This window comes from Spirochaetales bacterium, assembly GCA_016930085.1.
Classification (GTDB): domain Bacteria; phylum Spirochaetota; class Spirochaetia; order SZUA-6; family JAFGRV01; genus JAFGHO01.
The window spans coordinates 21,043-40,964 of sequence record JAFGHO010000099.1 but is presented as its reverse complement, the minus strand read 5'-3'; the positions used below and the strand labels follow the sequence as shown (position 1 = coordinate 40,964).

Genomic DNA, 19,922 nt, shown 5'->3' with positions numbered 1-19,922 from the left:
TTTTTTTTGTTTTGCTTTTTTTTTTGTCCGATTTTCACTATATTAGCGTTATCAAGCATAGACACGGGAGATTTCGAATATGGATATACTATCGGTCAATAAAGACGTGATTGTCGATAACAGGGGAAAAGAGGTACGGCTTCGCGGTTATTGTATCGGCGGGTGGATGAATATGGAAAACTTCATCAACGGGTATCCGGGCGCCGAGTGCGACCTGCGCAGGATAATGGGGGACATCATCGGGCCCTCGAAAGCGGCTTTCTTTTTTGAACGCCTTCTCCATCACTTTTTCAGGGAAGAGGATATCATGTTCATCAAGGAATGCGGCTTCAATACGGTCCGGCTTCCCGTCAATTACCGTCATTTTGAAACGGACATCGAGCCTTTTGTTTATAACGACGCCGGATTCGGCCTTCTCGATACCGCACTCGGATGGTGCGAAAAACACGGGGTATATGCGATCATCGATCTTCACGCGGTCCAGGGGTGGCAAAACTCCGACTGGCACTGCGACAATTCAAGCCGCCATTCCTTTTTCTGGACGCACGCGCACTTTCAGGACCGGTTCGCCGCGCTGTGGGAGGAATTCGCGCGGCGGTACAAAGGCAAAGGAGTCGTCGCGGGCTATAATATCATGAACGAACCCCAGACGGGCGCGCCCGGAGGGCGGTTCGGGATTCCCTACACATCCGATTTTCCCCTCATCAACGGCCTTTACAAAAAAGCCGTGACCGCGATACGGCGGATCGATCCGCACCATATCATTTTTTTGGAAGGCGACCGCTTTTCACGGCTTTTCAAGGGTTTCGATCCTCCTTTTGCCGAAAACCTCGTTTATTCGAGTCACAATTACAATGACGCCGGTTTCGGGCCGGGGCCGTATCCGGGCGAAATCTGCGGGAAAAAATGGGACAGGGAAAAAGAGGTGGAAATGTTTCACAAGGAAGAGGGAACACAATTCTGCATGCAGCACAACGTCCCCCTCTGGGTCGGAGAGTTCGGTTCCGTGTACAATGGGAAGGAGGAAGAAATCCCCGACCGGCTTCGCGCGATGGAGGATCAGATCGGCGTATTCGAAGAATACGGCGCTCACTGGACCGCATGGACATACAAGGACGTGGGAACCATGGGCCTTTTAACCCTCGACCCGGAATCCTCATATATGAGGAGGATCGAAAGCATCCTGCGGGCTAAACGTGAACTGACAACGGATTTCTGGATGCGCTGGATTCCGCCGGGAAAAGCGCGCAGGGCACTCGATGAAGTCGCGGATATCGGGGCGGATGTGCTCGATATTCCGGAAACACAACGCCGGGAGTTCAGGGGATTTCTGGCACAGGCGGCGCTTTCAGGGTACATGAGCGGGCGTATGCAGTTTGTTTACGCCGGGATGTTCAAAAACCTCTCCGAAACGGAAATCGACCGGGTGCTTTCATCATTCGATATCGAATCCTGCCGGAAGAACGAACCCCTTCTTGGCATCATGAAAAAATTTTGCCATGGCGGCTGAGCGTAAAACATCGCCCCTTGTTTCCGTCATAATCCCGACGTTCAACCGCCTCGCTTTTCTCGAGGAAGCCGTAAAATCCGTCGAGAACCAGACCTCGCGTGACTGGGAACTTATCATTGTCGACGACGGCTCCAATGACGGAACAATCGAATACGCGAGGGCAACCGGTCATACATTGATTTCCCGGCGCCATTCGGGGCGGCCCGGTCTTCTCAGGAACATCGGGATTCGCGCTGCAAAGGGCGCCTATGTCGCGTTTCTCGACTCGGATGATCTGTGGAAACCGGAAAAATGCGGAAAACAGCTTTCATTTTTTTCATCACACCCCCACAGCGTGATCTGTCATACCCGTGAAATCTGGCTCAGAAACGGGAACATCATTTCCCAGAAAGGCCAGACACACAAACGGAGCGGCCGCATTTTCGGAGACGCGCTGAAAAAATGTATTATCGGGCCTTCGACGGTGATGATAAACCGCGAGGCCCTTATCCGTGAGGGGATGTTTCATGAGGATATCGAAATCGCAGAGGATTACGAACTCTGGTTGAGAATAACCACTCATCATGAAGTCGGATATATCGACGAACCGCTTGTGATCAAACGGGGAGGACATCCGGATCAGCTTTCGGAAAAATACGGTCACATTGAATATTTCAGGATCCGCGCTCTCCGGATTTTCCTGGATACAGCGCGGATTTCGGACGAACAACGCCGCCTCGCGGAAAAAGAACTCTCAAGAAAATGCAGGATTTATGCCCGGGGGTGTCGAAAAAGGGGGAAACACGATGAATATGAATATTACATCGGTCTTGCCGGTACTATTGAAAATAAAAAAAGACTCCCATCCTGACGTTTCCGTCCGCCCATTCCCCTCATATTCGGCAACGCATACAATGACAAGATACATATCATAACAATAAGCAAGTATTTCTTGTATTTTTGCAGTGGACGTATTACTATTGATAGTGGAGAGCTTTATGAGATCGCGAAGTATCCGATATCAGCCGGTTGAGAAAGATTGCATTAATGGCTTTTGACCTTGCGCAGATAAAACAGGCGATTGAAAAATCAATACCCCTCGCCTTTACGACACACACCCTCACTCATGATACGTGTGAAAAACTCGAGGTTATCCTGGAACTTTTTTTAAAGGAACTCGGCGAGGAAAAAATAAAAAACCAGCTTTCCTATTGCATGAGAGAGCTTACCGAAAACGGAAGAAAAGCCAATCTGAAAAGGCTGTATTTCAATGAGACAGGGTTAAATATCAATAATTACAAAGATTACCGGAAGGGTATGGAAAATTTCAAGGATCAGGTCTTTGGTAATCTCGATTCCTATTTTCAGAAACTCAAGGACTTAAACCTTTATACAAAAGTCATTTTCCACGCGAATACGAGTTTTTTCACCCTCTCGGTGAAAAACAATGTTCCGATTATGGGATACGAACTCAAACGAATCGAGGAGCGGATCATTCATTCCAGGTCGTTCAAGACCATGGAAGATGCATTCAAATCCGTTATCGATTCGACGGAGGGTGCGGGACTCGGTATCGTCATCCTCATTCTTATGCTTCGTAAAATCGGTCTGTCGGAAGATTCCTTTTCCATTCAGAAGGACGGGGAGGATACGATCGCGAAAATCGTCATTCCCAGGTCGGATATTATTCTCGACAACCTCGATCCCCTTGTCAAAAAAATGGTCGATGAAATCAAGGTGTTACCGCAATTCCCCGAACATATCACCTCACTCCAGCGTCTCCTTTCCAATCCGGATTCCTCTTTTTCCGAGATCGCGCGCGTCGTAAAAACGGATCCCGCGCTTACCGGTGATCTGCTTAAAGTCGTCAATTCCGCGCAGTATATGCTCCGGAACAAGGTGACGGATGTCGAGGAAGCGTTGAAAATGATCGGGTTCAGGGGAATGCGGAACCTGCTGTATTCGTACGGGTCGCAGAATCTGTTGTCCGAAAAATACGGCATCATGAAAGAACTCTGGGAGCATTCGTATAAGGCCGCTTTTTACGGTTACCACCTCGCAAAGAATTTCAATTTCAGGAAAATTCTGGATGATGTATATGTCAGTGCCCTGCTTCATGATCTGGGAAAGGTCGTGGTCGAGTTTCTTCATCCGGATCTGCTCGAAAGCATCAAGAATTTTTCGACCGAACGCGGAATGTCCGCGGAAATCTTTGAAAAGTTCACCATCGGCCTTCATCATGCGGAAATCGGGGCCCGTATCGCGGAACACTGGCATTTCCCGGACCAGCTCATAGCCGCGATACGCTATCATCATGAACCGGATCAATGCGACGATAGTGTCATGGAACTGGTCTCGACTGTTTATCTTGCCAATTCACTCTGCGATATCGAACGGGCCCAGCTTACGTTTGAACAGATGGAACCGGCAGTCCTGACGTTTTTCAACCTCTCCACTCGTGAATCGATCAATTTTCTCCATGAACGGCTCAAGACGGCATTTCAGCAGGACAAGGAAAAAACTTCAGGGTGAGTGTATGCCATAGAGAAAATCATCAAAGACATGCGGCCCGATATTATCTTAACGTTCTTCGAAGACCTTTGAGAAAATTATCTTCAAAGCGGATAGATTGAAGGGTTTTGGAACGACACCGCAAAATCCGTAATCGGTATAATGCGAAAGTACCGGATCGTTCGAGTAGCCGCTCGAAACCAGCACTTTCGCCTCAGGATCGTATTCGAGAATGTGTTTTACCGCCTCTTTCCCCTGCATTCCGCCGCGTATGGTAAGATCCATTATCACCATACGATACGGATCGTCTTCCTCCTTTGCCCGCCTGTACATGTCGATCGCTTCCTTTCCCTCACGGACGGCATCTGCGGAGTATCCCATTTTGAATAACAGCTTTACCATGACTTTCCGCACATCCTCGTCATCATCCATTACCAGTACCCGTCCTCCCGAGAGGGGAAATGTTTCCTCATACACATCGTTTTCCCGGGCTTCCGTTTCCTGGGCCGGAAGATAAAATTCGAAAACGGATCCTTTTCCCGGTTCGGAATCGACGCTGATGAATCCCCCGTGTTTTTTCACGATCGAGTATGCGCTGGTAAGCCCGAGACCGCTTCCGTACTCTTTCGTGGTAAAATAGGGATCGAAAATTCTGTCAAGGTTTTTTTTCTCGATACCGCACCCGGAGTCTTCGATCCTCACTTTGATATACTTTCCGGGCCGGAGAAATATTTCATAGGCATTATGAGCGGCAGGCATGTTCTTGATCGACTTGTTTTCAGCCGTGATCGTTATGTCACCCCCCTCCCGCATGGCTTCCTTGGCATTGTAAATAATATTGTTCAATACCTGGTACATCTGACCCTTGTCGATTTCAACCGTCCAGAGATCATCGGGGAGGTCGAAGGTACATCCGATATTCGAACCACTCAAACAGAAATACGCCGATTCCTGAATGAGATCGACGATCGAAGAGTTTTCCTTTACCGGTGCGCCTCCCTTGGAAAACGTGAGAAGCTGATTGGTCAAACGGCTGGCACGAAAGACGGCTTTTTCCGCGCTTTTAAGCAGATCCTTGATTTCACCTTCTTCATTCAATAACGTATTCGCGATGGAAATATTGGTAATCACACCCGTTAATATATTGTTGAAATCATGGGCAATACCACCGGCCAGGAGTCCGAGTGATTCGATGTTCCGTGATCTGAATATCTCTTTTTCCAGCATCTTTTTTTCGCGGATATCCCTGAACACGAAGACACTTCCCTTAATTTTTCCCTCCTTGTCGACAACCGGCGCGCCGTTCCCCGAGATCGTTATTTTGGAACCGTCACGGGAAAGGAGTATCTTGTCTTCGAGGAAATCGATGTTTTTGCCGAATCGCAAGATGTCATTGATAAACTCACCATTGTATTCGAGTGTCCTGTCCTTGATTATCGTAAATATGGTATTGAAATCCTTCCCTAACGCGTCCTTCTGATTCCAACCCGTGAGTTTTTCGGCAACCCGGTTGATTAAAATCACCTTCCCCTCGATATCGGTGGTAATGACCCCTTCATTTATCGAGCGAAGGGTGACTTCAAAAAGTTCTTTTTCTTTTTCAAGGGCTTCTTCAGCTTCTTTTCTCCTTGTCAAATCCCGTATAACGGCAAGAAACGCCCGCGGATTTCCGTCCGGATCGATAATGGCCGACGCGCAAAGTTCCGCGGGATACGGGGTACCGTCGTGTTTGAGAAGGGTATACTCGACAAAAACCACTTCCCCTTCTTCCAATGTTCTTTTTGCATTCCCGACAGCGATCTCGCGGTCTTGCGGTGCAATAAACTCGATCGCGTTAATACCGATCAACATATCTTCATCTTCGATGCCGTTTATCTCGAGGGTCGCCTTGTTTACCATCGTGATGTTGAAATTCAAATCCGTAATGATAATGGGATCGGGACAGGTGATAATAAGCGTTCTGTAGAGTTCTTCATTCTCTCGAAGGGCCCTTTCAATCATTTCCCGGTGGCTTATATCCTTTTTGAGTACCTCGTTAATGCGTTTCAGTTCATGGTCGCCTTCCCTGACCTTCTGTTCGAGTTCGAGATTCGCTTCCCTCAAATCATTTTCTGCATGAATCTGGCATGTTTTAATACCCGCCAGTATCACAATCTCCCTGAGTACAAGGATAAGCGGTTCCGCCGGATGCTGTTCCGGATTATCGAAACAGAAAGCGAAAAAACCCGATACAGTTCCTCCACACGGGAACGGGAAAAATATAAACGATTCAACACCCCTCTCTTTTAATAATCCTGCTACCGATTTTCCGGGGCGGCCAACGTCCGTGTGACGACTGCGGATAATATACTCCTTGCGGTGAAACTCACGCATGAGAAGATCACTGGAAACGACAAGCCCTCCCATCGAGGGAGCCCCGGTTTCTTCCGAGTGGATGGTACAGACGGCGTTGCCCTTTTCATCGAGGGTAAAATACCCCGATGAGGTAATTCCCGGCAGCTTCGTCGTTTTACCGAGAATTATCGTTATGAGTTCATTATCATGAGCGACTTTTCCGGCGGTCTCATGTAAAATTTCAATTCTCACCTCATCGATTTTTTTGTGTTCCGCACACCTTTTCTCGATGTTCATGATTTTGTCGATCATCGAGTTTACGCCGTTATAAACATCCGTGAAACCGCCGTTATCGATTTTTGATATGTCGATTTTTCCGATACCTTCGCCGTTTACCGCTTTTTTCAGGACACGGGAGATGAGATACAAATTCTTTTCGATATTCTTTTTATATTCTTCAAAACCGGTTCCGGTCATATGTTTTTTCTCCATTTTCCATTTTATTCGATTTTTTATTTTTTGTCACATGGTTTTTATTGATTTAAACCTAAATTAAAACAAAAGAAGATAACGTTTAAATAAAACCACAAAAACTCAATATTTTATCATTATATTTTTCATTTTTTCTATATTTTTGTTTGCATTTTTCTTGACAGAAATTATATTTGTGATAATATGATTGTTGACAGACTATTATATATACTTATCCTAACATGAATCGTGTCATGAGGGATGAGATAGTATATCATATTAAAAGAATACGGTATAAGGGATGGACGGGGGTATCTTCCGTTATAACAAAACTGGATAAAAAATCATTATCACTTTAAAACGTTATAAAAAAAGGAAATGCGTTTATGTATGACAGGTGCGAAACGAGTAACATGATCCTCCGTTCGACAGAAATAAGGTTTTAAAATGGATGATAGTGTTATTTATAATAATCGTAATATAATCGACGCGTTATATAATGTGCATACCCCCAATCTCACCAGGGGCGATTATCCGCCCCTACCCACCATTAAAAACGTTCATTATAAAATAAACGTCATAAGGCACAAAGGCACACTCAATGCTTCTTCCTGCGCACTCAATTATCTATTCGACTCTCAACAAAACAAGGCCTTACAGGTTCGATGCAACCCAATAATTGCCCCCTGTGAACCGGATTTTTACCGCCACCGCCCTCCACGGGTGTCCGGAACGCAGTTTTTTGCATCAACCTCAAGCAAACGAGTGTGCCGTGCCGTGGTGGGGTGACACCCTAAGGAGTGAAGGGTATACGATATATAGCCCCTTATAGTTTTGTTTTAAATAATCATCGAGGCCGTTTGTGAGAGAACCGCATTAAACGGTATAGGTTCCGGCAGCGACGTCTCCGCCTTTCCCCGTCCAATCGGTATGAAAAAAATCCTCCGGTTTTCTGTCGATCCTTCGATAGGTATGCGCCCCGAAATAATCACGTAATGCCTGGATCAGATTCGCGGGAAGACGATCGCTTCTGTATCCGTCATAAAAAGCGAGGGCAGAGGAAAGGGCGGGGACTGGTATACCGGCCTCGACCGCTGCCGCAATTACCCTGCGCCAGGAGGCCTGCGAATCATCGATGATCAGCCTAAAATAATCGGCACAGAGAATATTCTCCATATCAGGTTGTTTTTCGAACGCGTCCTTTATCCTTTGCAGAAAAACACTCCGGATAATACATCCTTCCCGCCACAGAAGGGCAATACCGCCGTAATCGAGATCCCAATGGAATTCTTTCGATGCCTCCCGCATCAGCATAAACCCCTGTGCATACGAGACGATCTTCGAGGCAAGAAGGGCGCGCCTGAGATCGTCAACGAATCCCTTCCGGTCGATCTCCGGTATATGGCGAGGCCCCTTGAGAATACCGGACGCCGCTACGCGTTCTTCCTTCATTGCGGACAGACAGCGCGCGAATACCGCTTCTCCCATCATGGTCGCCGGGGCGCCGAAGTCCAGGGCGGAGGCGACGGACCATTTGCCTGTTCCCTTTTGGCCTGCCGCGTCGAGTATTTTTTCCAAAAGCGGTTTTCCGTCATCATCCTTCCGCTCCATGATCGCCGCGGTGATTTCAATAAGGTAGCTGCTCAAATCGCCCCTGTTCCATTCTGCAAACACCACCTGCATTTCTTCGTGCGTCAGTCCGGCGACTGTTAAAAGCAGGTGGTAACACTCGCAAATTATCTGCATATCGGCGTATTCGATCCCGTTGTGCACCATTTTGACATAATGGCCCGCCCCGTCGCTTCCGACCCAATCACAACAAGGTTCGCCTTTATCCGTTTTTGCGCTGATCGCCTGTAAAATGTCTTTGGCAAGCGGCCAGGCATCCGGATTCCCGCCGGGCATGATCGACGGGCCGTGACGGGCGCCCTCTTCCCCGCCGGAGATACCTGTTCCGATGTAAAGCAATCCCTTATCGTTGAGGTCCGCGGTACGCCTGATCGTATCCCTGAAGTTGGAGTTTCCGCCGTCTATGATCAGATCTCCCTTTTCCAGATGGGGGATAAGGGATTCGATAAACGTATCGACTACCTCGCCGGCTTTTACCATGAGGACGATCTTTCTCGGGACCGAAAGCAGGCCGATAAACTCCTCCAGACTGCGGGTCCCATACACCGTGGTTCGCCCTTTCGCGGCATTGTTCAAAAAATCATCGGTCTTCGACACGGTACGGTTGAACACGGCAACCGAATATCCGTGGTCGTTCATATTGAGGACAAGATTCTGGCCCATGACGGCAAGCCCGATAAGGCCGATATCCGCTTTCTTTATCATTCTATGGTTCTCCTTTTCACTCCGCACATCACGCGCGGTATTTCCATAATCCCAATCCGGGATTATCGATATAGTAAATTGTCTCCCCGTTATTCAGCCTGTTGAATGCGGGGCACAGTCTTTCAGGATCATAACCACGAATCATGGATTCGTAGGCGGCATATGAATACCCCACACGTTCCACCTCTCTTTTTGAAAGTTTCCCCGCACAAAGCGTGACGGTGAACCTGCCTTCTGTCGACCCATGAATGAGGTGTGCCGCGACACCGAGATTGGAGGCAAGAGGTTCCTCTTCCCCGACCAGGCGTTGTATGGTTTCACTTCCCCGATAACCGTAGCGGCGTATCAACGCGTCGGTGATACTGTTTTCGCCGAAAGACTCGATACCGGGCGCCAGTATTATTATCCCGGCGCCGGCTGCACATGCGGTCCGTGTCCGGTAGACGGCCTTGTTACCTAGCCATGTACTCCGGTATTCCCTGGGATCGAGGTATACGACTATTTTCGATAGCGGTCGTTGAACGTGAATGATATTTACCTGATGTGAAAGCGCAGCCGCAGCGGTAAAACACTCCCGGTCGTCCCCGATATAGATCCCCCTCACTTTGTTGTTTCCTTGACCGTCTCCGCTTATCACCGTGAGTATATAGATAATCGGTATATCGGACAAAAAGCGGGAACCCGCCTCATCGAGAATCTTCCTCACCGGATTTTCCGGTGTGCCCATGATTTTTTCGATACCATACAGTGCGGCGATGTAATGACTTCTGTCGATACCCTTCTTGCCCCCCGTCCCGATAAGGATGTTTTTCGTGTAATTGGCCATGCCTGCCACCTCATGGGGGACCACCTGACCGATCGAAAAAATACAATCGTATCCCCCGTTTATAATAAGCCGGTTGATTTCACACGGCCAGCTCATCGCCGTCATTCCGCCGGTTATCGATGAGACCTCCTCCGATGAGATCACACCGAGGGTAATCGTATCCTTGATCCAGTCGTGAACCTTGAAAAGGCTTGAGGGAATATCACCGAACATCTGCTTCAGTTGGTCTTCCGTCATGGGGGCGTGGGTACCTGTTGCGGGAAGAATGGCCTTCAGGCGGTGCTTCAGGCGCTTCCATATAAATTCCGTGATAAATCCGGCACGGGAATGAAGCCTTGTTATATCGGGAGGAATGACAAGGACCTTCTCCCTGCCGCCTATTTTTTCAAGCGCTTTATCGAGTTCCTCAATCACCTCGGCATCGGTAAGGGATTCGTTTATCGATCCCCTGTTGGCGTACAGCATCCGTCCTCCATCACCAGTTGGGCTCATCGGGCAGGGAGGTCTCAAATTCCCGTATGAGTCCCTGTTCGTAATCACCCGCGTAGCTTTCACCGAAAAACCGGCTCGCCGCTTCTTTATGAAAACGCTGCCACGATGCTTCTTCCCTTCCGGGAATAACAGGATAAAAAAGGGCATTGTTTTCTCTCGCTGCTTTCATATCTCCCGGCGCATCCCCGATCATGAGAAGATGGTTTGAGGGGTACCGCCTTTTTGTCGCAAGACGCAGTTGCTGTCCTTTATTTCCCATTTCCTGTCCCCCAATGAGACGGACGAACGACGCGATCCGGTGCTCTTCCCATTCACGCCGTAAAGCCTCAACCGGTGTCGATGAGACAACGATACAATCGGCGCGCAGGCTCAAGGTTGTGAGGCTTTCGCGGACAAGCGGGAAAGGGGGAACGTTCCTGACCATTTTCCTGATTGTTTCATTCACCTCCTTCGACCATTCAAGGGCTTTTTCGAGATCCCGGTCGCCGGTTCGTGTCACAGCGATCCTGAGTGAGGGATTGCCGAGACGCTGCTCCTCTTTTACCCAGGCCCTCAATCCATTCATGACGGGAACATTCACTCCCCTTCCCTTCACCTCCTTAAGTCCGGAAAGAAGATCGAGTGAGTGAAGCAGGGCGATAAACCTGTTTTCGCCCCTTGTCCTTGAATAAAGATTGACGAACTCCCATACCGCACGGGCGTATTTCGATATCGCCTGCAGCTCGAAATGGCGGATAAAGGCGGGACAAAAACATTCCTTATGTTTTATTTCCATGGTATCGAACACACATCCGTCCGAGTCGATACCGACAAAAAAGTCTTTTTCCGGCATCATTTCCGCAAGATGATCCGCCATAACCGCATTCCTTTCACACACCTTTGATGATTACGATTGTTATCAAATATACGTAAAAAGGTCAACGAGAGATGCCGGGAAACCTGCAGAAGCCCCGTGCCATCCGAATTTCATCATTGACAGGGCCGGTGAATCCCGATAGGGTTATACCGATGGGAAACCACCGATGTTGCGGCCCTCTTTCAAGCGGCCGGAATATGAAAGGAAGATGGGTATGTCGTTCTGTGATGAACTTTTTTCCTTAAAGACCGATATCGCGGTTATTACCGGCGCCGGCGGTGCCATCCCGTTTCGGATGGCGGAAACGCTTCTTTTGGCGGGCGCCCGGGTTTCACTCTGGGGACGGGGGGTTCATACCCGGATGGACGATGTCGTTTCCGGACTCAGAGACAGAATACAAGAAAGCGAATCCGTCCATGGGCTGACCGTGGACACGGGGGATGAAGATGCGGTGAAAAAAGCTCTGGAACGGACGGAAAAGGAGTTCGGCCGGCCCACGATCCTGGTTAACGGCGTCGGCGGCGTCGGCGGCCTTAATCCTTTCCTGCAGACAAACATGGACAATTTCAAAAATGTACTCCATAATAATCTTCTTGCCGGCTGTATCGTCCCCATAAAGGTGTGTGCCGCATTATGGATGGCGCATCATATTAAAGGTTCCATCATCAATATCGCCTCAATGGCATCATACAGACCCCTCCCCGGCGTCTGGGCGTACGATGCGGCAAAAGCGGGGGTCATCGCCATGACCAGGGCACTTGCCGCCGATTTCGCGCCGTACGGGATCAGGGTAAACGCGATCGCTCCGGGATTCTTTTTGGGAAAGCAAAACAGACACGTTTTGATTGAAGATGAAAAAAAGGGCGAATATACCGAACGCGGCAAGTCAATTATCGGGAGAACACCGTTCGGGCGGTTTGGAACCGTCGAAGAATTATCGGGAGTCACCCTCCTCCTCGCGAGCAACAGGGCATCTGGATTCATGACCGGTACATGTATTCCCGTTGACGGCGGTTTTCTCACCCACAGTATCTGATACCCGTCGGCACGTTTTCCGTTCGGCTTGACATATTATTCTTGACAGAAAGCCGGCTGAACGGTATAATCAAAACGTTTTTAATTAAATAATTTCTTTATTTTCTATGAGGAGGAAATATGGGCGAATATGTCACCACAAACAGACAGAATTTCAAGGTCGAAATTGACGGAATCGATTACGGCAACTTCATTTCCGTGACGGGACTCGGTGCGACAGCTGAGGTCAGTGACGATATGGGCGGCATCGACAGAAATTCCAGAAAAATTCCCGGAAAGGTGAAATACGAAATTCTCACACTTACACGGAACGCCGATCCCCGCGATAAAACATTACGAACATGGTGGGAGACAATCGAAAAAGGTACCCCCGAACGAAAAGCGGTATCGATCGTCTTCTACGATCGAAACGGAACGGATGAAGTCGCCAGAAGAAATCTTTTCGAATGTGTTCCGTGCGGTTGGGACCTCTCCGATCTTGACAGTATGGACGGCAGCCCGATAACAGAGAGTATTTCTTTAGTGTACGAAGACGCCAAATGGGATTAATCCCGTTCGTCGTTATCAGCGTCTTCAGTTGACATAATTCCTTACTCTTTGTACACGATCAGTCTTTATCTATGTATGACGGCGTCTGAACCGTATATATCGGCTTATAAAAACGAACGGCACGTCTTTTTCGTAAAACCGGGAAGAGAGGAAAAGTAGCGTTATAAACGTAAGCTTTAATGATTAATATGGCTAACTACAATAGTCCTGGGATTTATATTGAAGATGCACCAAAACGTATTGTCCCGATAAAGATTTCCAATAAATGTGTGACCGGGTTTATCGGGATCGCGGAAAAAGGCCCGCTTAACAAGGGTACAAGGATTAAGGATTTTTCACAATTTCTCAACATCTTCGGCGGGTTCATCAATTACGGATATCTCGCCTATGCGGTATACGGCTTTTTCAATTCCGGCGGAGAAGAATGCATCGTCGTAAGAATCGCACATACCCCAAAGAAAAAAGACTCGGAAACGGACGATACATTCGCGACAAAGGCCTTTTACGAACTTGAAAATCAGGACGGAAAAACCGGCTACATCATCCGCGCGAACTCGGAAGGAATTTGGGGGAACGGCCTGTCGATTAAATTATGGCACACCGCGTACGCAACGACACGATGTGAATCTGTCAATAAAGAAAAGAATTGCATCATCGTCGCTTCGACACAGGACATCGAACGAGACGATTATCTTTGCCTCAGGGGGCAGAAACACTTCGAATACGTAAAAGTAAAATCGATTGAAAAAAATCGTATTTATCTCACATCGGGATTAAAGAAAAAAATCGATCCTGAAAAGGAAAAAGCGTTTTGCGAAAAACTCCTCCTCAACATCGTCGTCATGGACGGGAAAAAAGGGGAAGAATACCTGTATGTATCACCGAAAAAAACCGACAATCATTACTTTGTCGATCGAATCAATGCCGCCTCTCATCTTATCACGATCGAAGAAAAAGAAACGGGTCTTCCCGGTGAACTTTTTTATGTCAATCTGAAACACGGGAAAAACGGGATGTTGAACCTGACTCCCGCGGATTTTATCGGATATTTCAATGGATTAAATGACAACGCGGGCATCGGCGTTTTCAAATCATGCGCCGACATCTCGCTGATCGCATCGCCCGATGTGCTTTTATTTCAGGAATTGATCGAGAAGGATCGGGAGAAGGCGATCGAAAATATCTTTATCGTTCAGAAAGCGATCATCGACCATTGTGAAGCGATCGGGAACAGATTCGCCGTTTTGGATACACCGATTTTCGACAATGCCGCCGGCCTCATCGACTGGAGAGCCAGGTTTGACAGCAAATGCGCGGCCATGTACTGCCCGCGCATCGAAATCATCAACCCCGAAGACGTAACCAAACTATCCACGCTCGTCGTTCCTCCTTCAGGACACACGGCCGGAGTATACGCATACGGGGACAGGACCGAAGGCGTTTTCAGCACTCCCGCCAACAAATATATACGCGGGGCGGTCGGGCTCGAACAGATTATCGAAAAAGAAGTTTACGACGTCCTCTATCCGAAAGGGATAAACTGCTTCAAGTATATAGCCGGCAGCGGCGTCAAGATATGGGGGGCGCGAACCCTCTCGAGCGAGAAAGACTGGCGGTATATCAATGTACGGCGGACGTTCAGTACCATACGAGACGCGGTAAGAAAGGGAACGGGCTGGGCCGTTTTTGAACCGAATAACAGCTTATTGAGAAAAAGGCTCGTACGCCATGTCTACGCATTCCTTCTCGACCTATGGCGGCAGGGGTACATGAAAGGCAAGATTCCCGAAGAAGGGTTTTATATTCGATGCGACGACGAACTCAATCCTCCTGAAGAAGTCGATGCGGGAAGAATCAATATCGAAGTCGGGCTCTCGATCGCGCGGCCCGCCGAGTTTCTTGTTTTGAAGTTAACGGCCAACACCGAAGACAGTATCGTGACGCTTCAACAGGAATAGTTTATTCGGGGTAGGAATAAAAATGCCGTCCAAAATGACATGACGGCAGTATACCATTAAGAGGAGGTATCAATATGGGAGAAGAGCGAAACGATGTCAATCAAGCGGCATATTTCGCCATCGAAATCGAGGGAATACAATCGGCCAAATTCTATCGGTGTGAAGGCCTGGAAGCCGAAACATACGTGCATGAGGTCGAAGAGGGCGGACTCAATACGAACACCCATAAGTTTTTCGGCCGTACACGATACCCGAACATCGTTCTGGAACACGGTGTTACCGACAACAATGAATTATTCGAATGGTATACGAACACGGTTTTAAGCGATAAAGCGGTGGAACGGAAAAACGGTTCCATCATTCTTTATAAAACAGACGGGAAAAAAGAGATAAAACGATGGAATTTTTACCGGGCATTCCCGTGCAGATGGGTCGGGCCGAAACTCGGTGTGAATATACAGGGAGCGGCAATCGAACGAATCGAGATCGCCCATGAAGGAATCGAGGTCGACAACACATAATCGCACTGACGGCCTTTATATGATGAAAAACGTTTGAAAGAAGGGAGAGAAACAATGGCCCTGGAAAAGGCGGTAATAAAGAATCTTGATACGGATAAGGAAATAGAAGTACTTTTCAATCCGAAAGAATACATCATCGAAAAGAAAACACCATGGCGGGAAGAGGAAATACACGGTCTGGATTCACCCGCGGTACAGTTTACGATGGGAGAAAGAAAACGACTCAGCATGGAACTTTTTCTCGATACCTCGGACGAAAAAACCGATGTCCGGCAATACACCGATCAAATCGAAGAGTTGATGTACGTGAACGCCGACGAACACAGACCGCCGTTATTGTTGTTTTCATGGGGTAAACTCAAATTCAAATGCGTACTCGAAGATCTCATACAGCGGTTTACCATGTTCATGAACGACGGGACGCCGGTCAGGGCGATTCTCAAGGTGTTGTTCAAGGAGTATTCCACGGCGGCATCGCAAATCAAGAAAAACCCCCGTCATTCGGCGGATCACACAAAACGAATCGTACTACGGGAAGGCGAAACTATCTCTTCCATCGCGGCCCGGGAATACGCCGATCCCCGAAAATGGAGGGAAATAGCGGATGCAAACAATATAGAGGACCCGCTCCATATCAAACCGGGGACCATATTGCGGCTTCCGCCGCTTTATTAAACAAATGAATCCGGAGTGAATCGGTGGGAGACAACGAAACCAAAAACCTTACCCCCTGTTTTATCATTTACATCAACGGGACGCGGCTTTCCGGCGTAAAAGAAGCCAGCGTCAAACATATCGTTATCGATGAAAGAATCGACATGCCTTCAACATTCACCGTCACCTTATCGGACGCCTCACGGCAGTTGGTCGATTCGGAGGACTTTTCCGACGGTTCGGAATTGAAAATTCATCTCGGCTATAAAGACGATGTCGAGGAGATCATCTCCGGCATCATCGTCGGAGTCAATCCGCAATACAGGAAGAACGCCGATGATATCCTTGTCGTCCGGGGGAAAAACGGACTACACAGCCTTTTCAGGGGCAAAAAAACAAGGGCGTTCAACAATGTCACCGATGCCGATATCATCCGCCAGATAGCGGACGAGTGCGGTCTGGGCGCGGAAATCGACGATCTTCCACATAACCATCTTTTTACCATGCAGTATAATCAGACCGATTATGACTATATCATGGCAATGGCCAGAAATTACAACTGCAGAGTGAACGTCTGCGACAAGAAACTCATTTTCAAACGGATGGAAGACTCATCGGGAAAAGACATTATCCTGGAATGGGGCAAAACACTCCTCGAATTCAGCGTTCAGACGGACACCAACTCCATCGTTACGGAAGTGGAAGTCAGGGGATGGGACAACGACAAGGGGGAATCGGTAGTCGGAACGGCCACCGTCGATGACCTCAACAAACCATTTGACGGGGATATCCTTGGAGGAAAACTGGTAAAAGACAATTTCGGTGATGTAAAAATGGTTGTCGTCGCCGACGATATACCGGATCAGAATGAAGCCCGGAATATGGCACTCGATATACTGTCGGGCAATGCCATGAATTACGTTAAAGGGCTGGGAAAATCGGAAGGAAATTACAATATAAAGGCCGGCTCCATGGTCATTCTCAAGGAAGTGGGAACCAGGTTTTCCGGTAAATATTATGTCAACCGCGCCAAACACGTATTTACCCCGGAGACGGGATATCTCACTTACTTTCATATATCGCGAAATACAACATAACGGGCAGAGAGGAACGCTTTACGGGCATGTCGTTTTATACAATACGGGGAGAAGTAATCAATCTCAACCCACTCGACAATCAGTCGTTTTCCGATATCGCCGGACTGCTGGCCGACAAGGAATTTATCGCCGCATCCATGATTCATGATCCGGCACTCAATCTCGGTTTCACGTACCGGAACCTGAAGCGGTCCTGCTGCGAAGAGGGTTTTCAGGAAGAAAACAGATTATATATCATCGATTCGCTCGAAGAAAAAAAACCGATCGGGATCGCGGGACTTCATTCGATCGACTGGCACCAGCGGAGAGCGGAGTTGATTCTCATCATGGACAAGTCCTCGCGTAAACGGAAATTGTCATATGAACCGGTAAAGCTGCTTTCGTATACCGCCGTAAAGGAATGGGGTATGCGGAAACTATGGATAAAACTGTATCCCGACGACACGCAAACAATGACCGTGTTAAAAGGTTTCGGCTTTGAGGCCGAAGGCGAAATGAAGGAATATGCGATCGTCGGGGGGGAGGCATACAGCATCCTGTTGTTCGGCCTTCTTGCAAGGGATTTGCGCATTGTCGAGGCATGACGACGGGTATCTGGTGCGAACGGAATGAAACGGAAACTCAATATCCATGATATCGCCGCTGTCTCCGTCGCGAACGGACCGGGCAGGAGAACGGTCGTCTGGGTTCAGGGATGCGTGTTCGATTGCGAAGGGTGCTTCAACCAGGCCGCCCGTTCGCACCGGCAAAACAGAATCATGACCGTATCCGAGATTATGGAACTGATACCTTACTCCGAAGTGGAGGGCATTACCGTCTCTGGCGGAGAACCCTTTTATCAGGCGGAGGGTGTGTATCGACTCGCGGACCGGGCACGAAAAAACGGACTTGGTATCATGGTATACACGGGTTATACCAAAGCCGAAATTCTCGAATCGGAGGATCCGTACTTCCGGCGTCTGCTTGCCGCAACCGATATTCTCGTGGACGGCAGATATGACCGCCTTAGTCCGCCGACCGCGCGCTGGGCTGGTTCGGGAAATCAGCGGATTCATTTTCTTACTGACCGGTATAAAGCATATGAAGCATCGGTATATATGCCCGATCGTTTTGAAGAGATTCATATCAGTCGCGAAGGACTGGTAACGACCACGGGATTTTAAGCAGATACCATAGCTTCCGGCAAAATTTCCGGGAAGTATGGCAAAATTAAATAAAAGGAGCACGCTATGCCTGTTGCCGACGATAAGGTCACCATAGATAAAAAAATAGAATATCTCATAAGGGCGAGTTATTCCATTATCAATATCGTGTCATACGAAGAGGTCCGGGTCGAAAAGGCGTTAACGGAAATCGCGAAAAACCGCTCCGCGACGAAAAACAAAACCATACAATGTTTTTTCTGGTCCATAACAAAGGGGCTCGAAAGTGCCGGCGGCAACGACAAGCCGGATCTCCGGGATCCCATCAAGATTCTGGATTACATCATGGATACCGATATCGCGGGTATTTTTATTCTTCGGGACTTCCACCCCTACCTTGAAGATCCCGTCGTTATCAGAAAACTGCGTGACTCAAACAGAATATTGAAAAAAAGCTGGAAAAATATCATTCTTCTTTCACCCGTATTCAAAATACCACAGGAACTCGAAAAAGAGGTCGCCGTCATCGACTACGAACTTCCCGGCAAGGAAGAACTCGATCACATCGTGGAGAAGTTCATGCGTTCCGTGGATAACCCGTCACAACTGAATATCCATGAAAACGAAGGGCTAAGAAACAAGGTCCTCGAAGCGGCACTGGGATTGACGGCCGTGGAGGCGGAAAACGTGTTCGCGAAATCCCTCATCCAGACCAAGAATTTCGACATCGATATCATACTCTCGGAGAAAGAGCAGATCATCAGAAAATCGGGAGTTCTCGAATACTACCGCTCCTCCGACGGTATTGAAAGTATCGGCGGACTCGACAACCTGAAAACCTGGCTTAGAAAACGAAGTCTCGCTTTTTCAAAAGAAGCGCGGGAATTCGGACTGCCCCAGCCCAGGGGGATCCTCCTCATCGGTATTCCCGGATGCGGAAAATCGCTGACCGCGAAGGCCATCAGTTCATTATGGAAACTCCCCCTGCTGAAGCTCGATGTGGGAAAGGTGTTTTCGAGTTTCGTGGGAAGCAGCGAAGAAAACGTCCGGCGTGCGATCATGACCGCCGAATCGATCGCACCCTCTATTCTCTGGCTCGACGAAATTGAAAAGGGGTTTTCCGGGATGCAGTCTTCGGGTGTCACCGACGCGGGAACAACCGCGCGTGTGTTCGGTACCTTTCTCACATGGCTTCAGGAGAAAAAGAGTCCGGTATTCGTGGTCGCCACATCGAACAACATCTCGCAGCTTCCCCCCGAATTGTTGCGAAAGGGAAGATTCGACGAGATATTTTATATCGATTTACCGAACACGGATGAAAGGAATGAAATATTCGGCATTCATCTTGAAAAGAGGAAAAGGGATGTATCGAAGTTCGATCTCGAGGCGCTTTCGGGAATGACGAGGAATTACTCGGGTTCCGAAATCGAACAGATTATTATTTCCGCTTTATACGACGCCTTCGACAATGAGGAAGATATCACGGACGCCTATCTGAAGCAGAGTATCGGGGAAATGATCCCCCTCTCCCAGACAATGGAAGAAGAGATAAAGCGTATACGCGAGTGGGCAAAAACACGGGCGCGAAAAGCGAGCCTGCTTGGTCCGGTCGATGAGGAGGAGCAAATAAGAAAACTCGAAATGTGACGGCGG

At 48.4% G+C, this 19,922-nt stretch carries 16 protein-coding genes; 12 read left to right on the top strand and 4 right to left on the bottom strand.

Features of this window, described 5'->3' with window-relative positions; all coding sequences use genetic code 11:
• Window positions 1-79 precede the first annotated feature (79 nt).
• The 3 genes from JW881_16885 to JW881_16875 all read left to right on the top strand — a co-directional run bounded on the left by JW881_16885 (window position 80) and on the right by JW881_16875 (window position 4,021).
• Entirely contained in the window at window positions 80-1,510 is a 1,431-nt protein-coding gene (locus JW881_16885) for a glycoside hydrolase family 5 protein (protein ID MBN1699198.1), read from the top strand.
• On the top strand, window positions 1,500-2,360 hold the full coding sequence (locus tag JW881_16880) for a glycosyltransferase (GenBank protein MBN1699197.1): 861 nt from the start codon (window positions 1,500-1,502) through the stop codon (window positions 2,358-2,360). The genes JW881_16885 and JW881_16880 overlap by 11 nt, the downstream gene beginning before the upstream one ends.
• A gap of 176 nt (window positions 2,361-2,536) precedes the next feature.
• Window positions 2,537-4,021 (top strand): HDOD domain-containing protein, encoded by a 1,485-nt coding sequence (locus tag JW881_16875; protein MBN1699196.1) that lies wholly within the window; start codon window positions 2,537-2,539, stop codon window positions 4,019-4,021.
• Window positions 4,022-4,069: 48 nt separating this feature from the next.
• On the opposite strand, the gene JW881_16870 is transcribed toward JW881_16875, so the two are convergent.
• From JW881_16870 to JW881_16855, 4 genes are all read right to left on the bottom strand, one after another.
• Window positions 4,070-6,826, bottom strand: a complete 2,757-nt coding sequence (locus JW881_16870) for a PAS domain S-box protein (protein MBN1699195.1) — start codon at window positions 6,824-6,826, stop codon at window positions 4,070-4,072.
• A gap of 855 nt (window positions 6,827-7,681) precedes the next feature.
• Window positions 7,682-9,139, bottom strand: coding sequence for a decarboxylating NADP(+)-dependent phosphogluconate dehydrogenase (gene gnd / locus JW881_16865; GenBank protein ID MBN1699194.1), 1,458 nt, complete (start codon window positions 9,137-9,139; stop codon window positions 7,682-7,684).
• 28 nt (window positions 9,140-9,167) lie between these two features.
• Window positions 9,168-10,430 (bottom strand): DUF2088 domain-containing protein, encoded by a 1,263-nt coding sequence (locus JW881_16860; GenBank protein MBN1699193.1) that lies wholly within the window; start codon window positions 10,428-10,430, stop codon window positions 9,168-9,170.
• 10 nt (window positions 10,431-10,440) lie between these two features.
• A complete protein-coding gene (locus tag JW881_16855) occupies window positions 10,441-11,313 on the bottom strand; it encodes an HAD hydrolase-like protein (GenBank protein MBN1699192.1) in 873 nt (290 codons plus the stop codon).
• A 214-nt stretch (window positions 11,314-11,527) separates the two neighbouring features.
• On the opposite strand from JW881_16855, the gene JW881_16850 reads away from it, so the two are divergent.
• The 9 genes from JW881_16850 (at window position 11,528) to JW881_16810 (ending at window position 19,916) form a co-directional block, all read left to right on the top strand.
• Complete coding sequence (locus tag JW881_16850; GenBank protein MBN1699191.1) at window positions 11,528-12,349, top strand: SDR family oxidoreductase; 822 nt, start codon at window positions 11,528-11,530, stop codon at window positions 12,347-12,349.
• 119 nt (window positions 12,350-12,468) lie between these two features.
• On the top strand, window positions 12,469-12,897 hold the full coding sequence (locus JW881_16845) for a phage tail protein (GenBank protein ID MBN1699190.1): 429 nt from the start codon (window positions 12,469-12,471) through the stop codon (window positions 12,895-12,897).
• Window positions 12,898-13,085: 188 nt separating this feature from the next.
• Window positions 13,086-14,855: a phage tail sheath family protein gene (locus tag JW881_16840; GenBank protein MBN1699189.1), complete on the top strand. Its 1,770-nt coding sequence runs from the start codon at window positions 13,086-13,088 to the stop codon at window positions 14,853-14,855.
• Between the two features lie 74 nt (window positions 14,856-14,929).
• Entirely contained in the window at window positions 14,930-15,376 is a 447-nt protein-coding gene (locus JW881_16835) for a phage tail protein (protein MBN1699188.1), read from the top strand.
• A gap of 54 nt (window positions 15,377-15,430) precedes the next feature.
• The gene (locus JW881_16830) at window positions 15,431-16,051 is read left to right on the top strand and encodes a LysM peptidoglycan-binding domain-containing protein (GenBank protein MBN1699187.1); all 621 of its coding nucleotides are present in this window, start codon (window positions 15,431-15,433) and stop codon (window positions 16,049-16,051) included.
• Between the two features lie 23 nt (window positions 16,052-16,074).
• Window positions 16,075-17,127: a phage late control D family protein gene (locus JW881_16825; GenBank protein MBN1699186.1), complete on the top strand. Its 1,053-nt coding sequence runs from the start codon at window positions 16,075-16,077 to the stop codon at window positions 17,125-17,127.
• A 26-nt stretch (window positions 17,128-17,153) separates the two neighbouring features.
• Complete coding sequence (locus tag JW881_16820) at window positions 17,154-17,711, top strand: GNAT family N-acetyltransferase (GenBank protein ID MBN1699185.1); 558 nt, start codon at window positions 17,154-17,156, stop codon at window positions 17,709-17,711.
• Window positions 17,712-17,735: 24 nt separating this feature from the next.
• The gene (locus JW881_16815) at window positions 17,736-18,290 is read left to right on the top strand and encodes a radical SAM protein (protein MBN1699184.1); all 555 of its coding nucleotides are present in this window, start codon (window positions 17,736-17,738) and stop codon (window positions 18,288-18,290) included.
• A 66-nt stretch (window positions 18,291-18,356) separates the two neighbouring features.
• The gene (locus tag JW881_16810; protein ID MBN1699183.1) at window positions 18,357-19,916 is read left to right on the top strand and encodes an AAA family ATPase; all 1,560 of its coding nucleotides are present in this window, start codon (window positions 18,357-18,359) and stop codon (window positions 19,914-19,916) included.
• The last annotated feature ends 6 nt before the right edge of the window (window positions 19,917-19,922 follow it).

Coding starts and splice junctions, on each gene's coding strand:
- JW881_16875 (MBN1699196.1), top strand. CDS start 2,537: ATGGCTTTTGACCTTGCGCAGATAAAACAGGCGATTGAAAAATCAATA.
- gnd (MBN1699194.1), bottom strand. CDS start 9,139: ATGATAAAGAAAGCGGATATCGGCCTTATCGGGCTTGCCGTCATGGGC.
- JW881_16885 (MBN1699198.1), top strand. CDS start 80: ATGGATATACTATCGGTCAATAAAGACGTGATTGTCGATAACAGGGGA.
- JW881_16810 (MBN1699183.1), top strand. CDS start 18,357: ATGCCTGTTGCCGACGATAAGGTCACCATAGATAAAAAAATAGAATAT.
- JW881_16820 (MBN1699185.1), top strand. CDS start 17,154: ATGTCGTTTTATACAATACGGGGAGAAGTAATCAATCTCAACCCACTC.
- JW881_16880 (MBN1699197.1), top strand. CDS start 1,500: ATGGCGGCTGAGCGTAAAACATCGCCCCTTGTTTCCGTCATAATCCCG.
- JW881_16870 (MBN1699195.1), bottom strand. CDS start 6,826: ATGGAGAAAAAACATATGACCGGAACCGGTTTTGAAGAATATAAAAAG.
- JW881_16850 (MBN1699191.1), top strand. CDS start 11,528: ATGTCGTTCTGTGATGAACTTTTTTCCTTAAAGACCGATATCGCGGTT.
- JW881_16855 (MBN1699192.1), bottom strand. CDS start 11,313: ATGGCGGATCATCTTGCGGAAATGATGCCGGAAAAAGACTTTTTTGTC.
- JW881_16840 (MBN1699189.1), top strand. CDS start 13,086: ATGGCTAACTACAATAGTCCTGGGATTTATATTGAAGATGCACCAAAA.
- JW881_16835 (MBN1699188.1), top strand. CDS start 14,930: ATGGGAGAAGAGCGAAACGATGTCAATCAAGCGGCATATTTCGCCATC.
- JW881_16830 (MBN1699187.1), top strand. CDS start 15,431: ATGGCCCTGGAAAAGGCGGTAATAAAGAATCTTGATACGGATAAGGAA.
- JW881_16815 (MBN1699184.1), top strand. CDS start 17,736: ATGAAACGGAAACTCAATATCCATGATATCGCCGCTGTCTCCGTCGCG.
- JW881_16860 (MBN1699193.1), bottom strand. CDS start 10,430: ATGCTGTACGCCAACAGGGGATCGATAAACGAATCCCTTACCGATGCC.
- JW881_16845 (MBN1699190.1), top strand. CDS start 12,469: ATGGGCGAATATGTCACCACAAACAGACAGAATTTCAAGGTCGAAATT.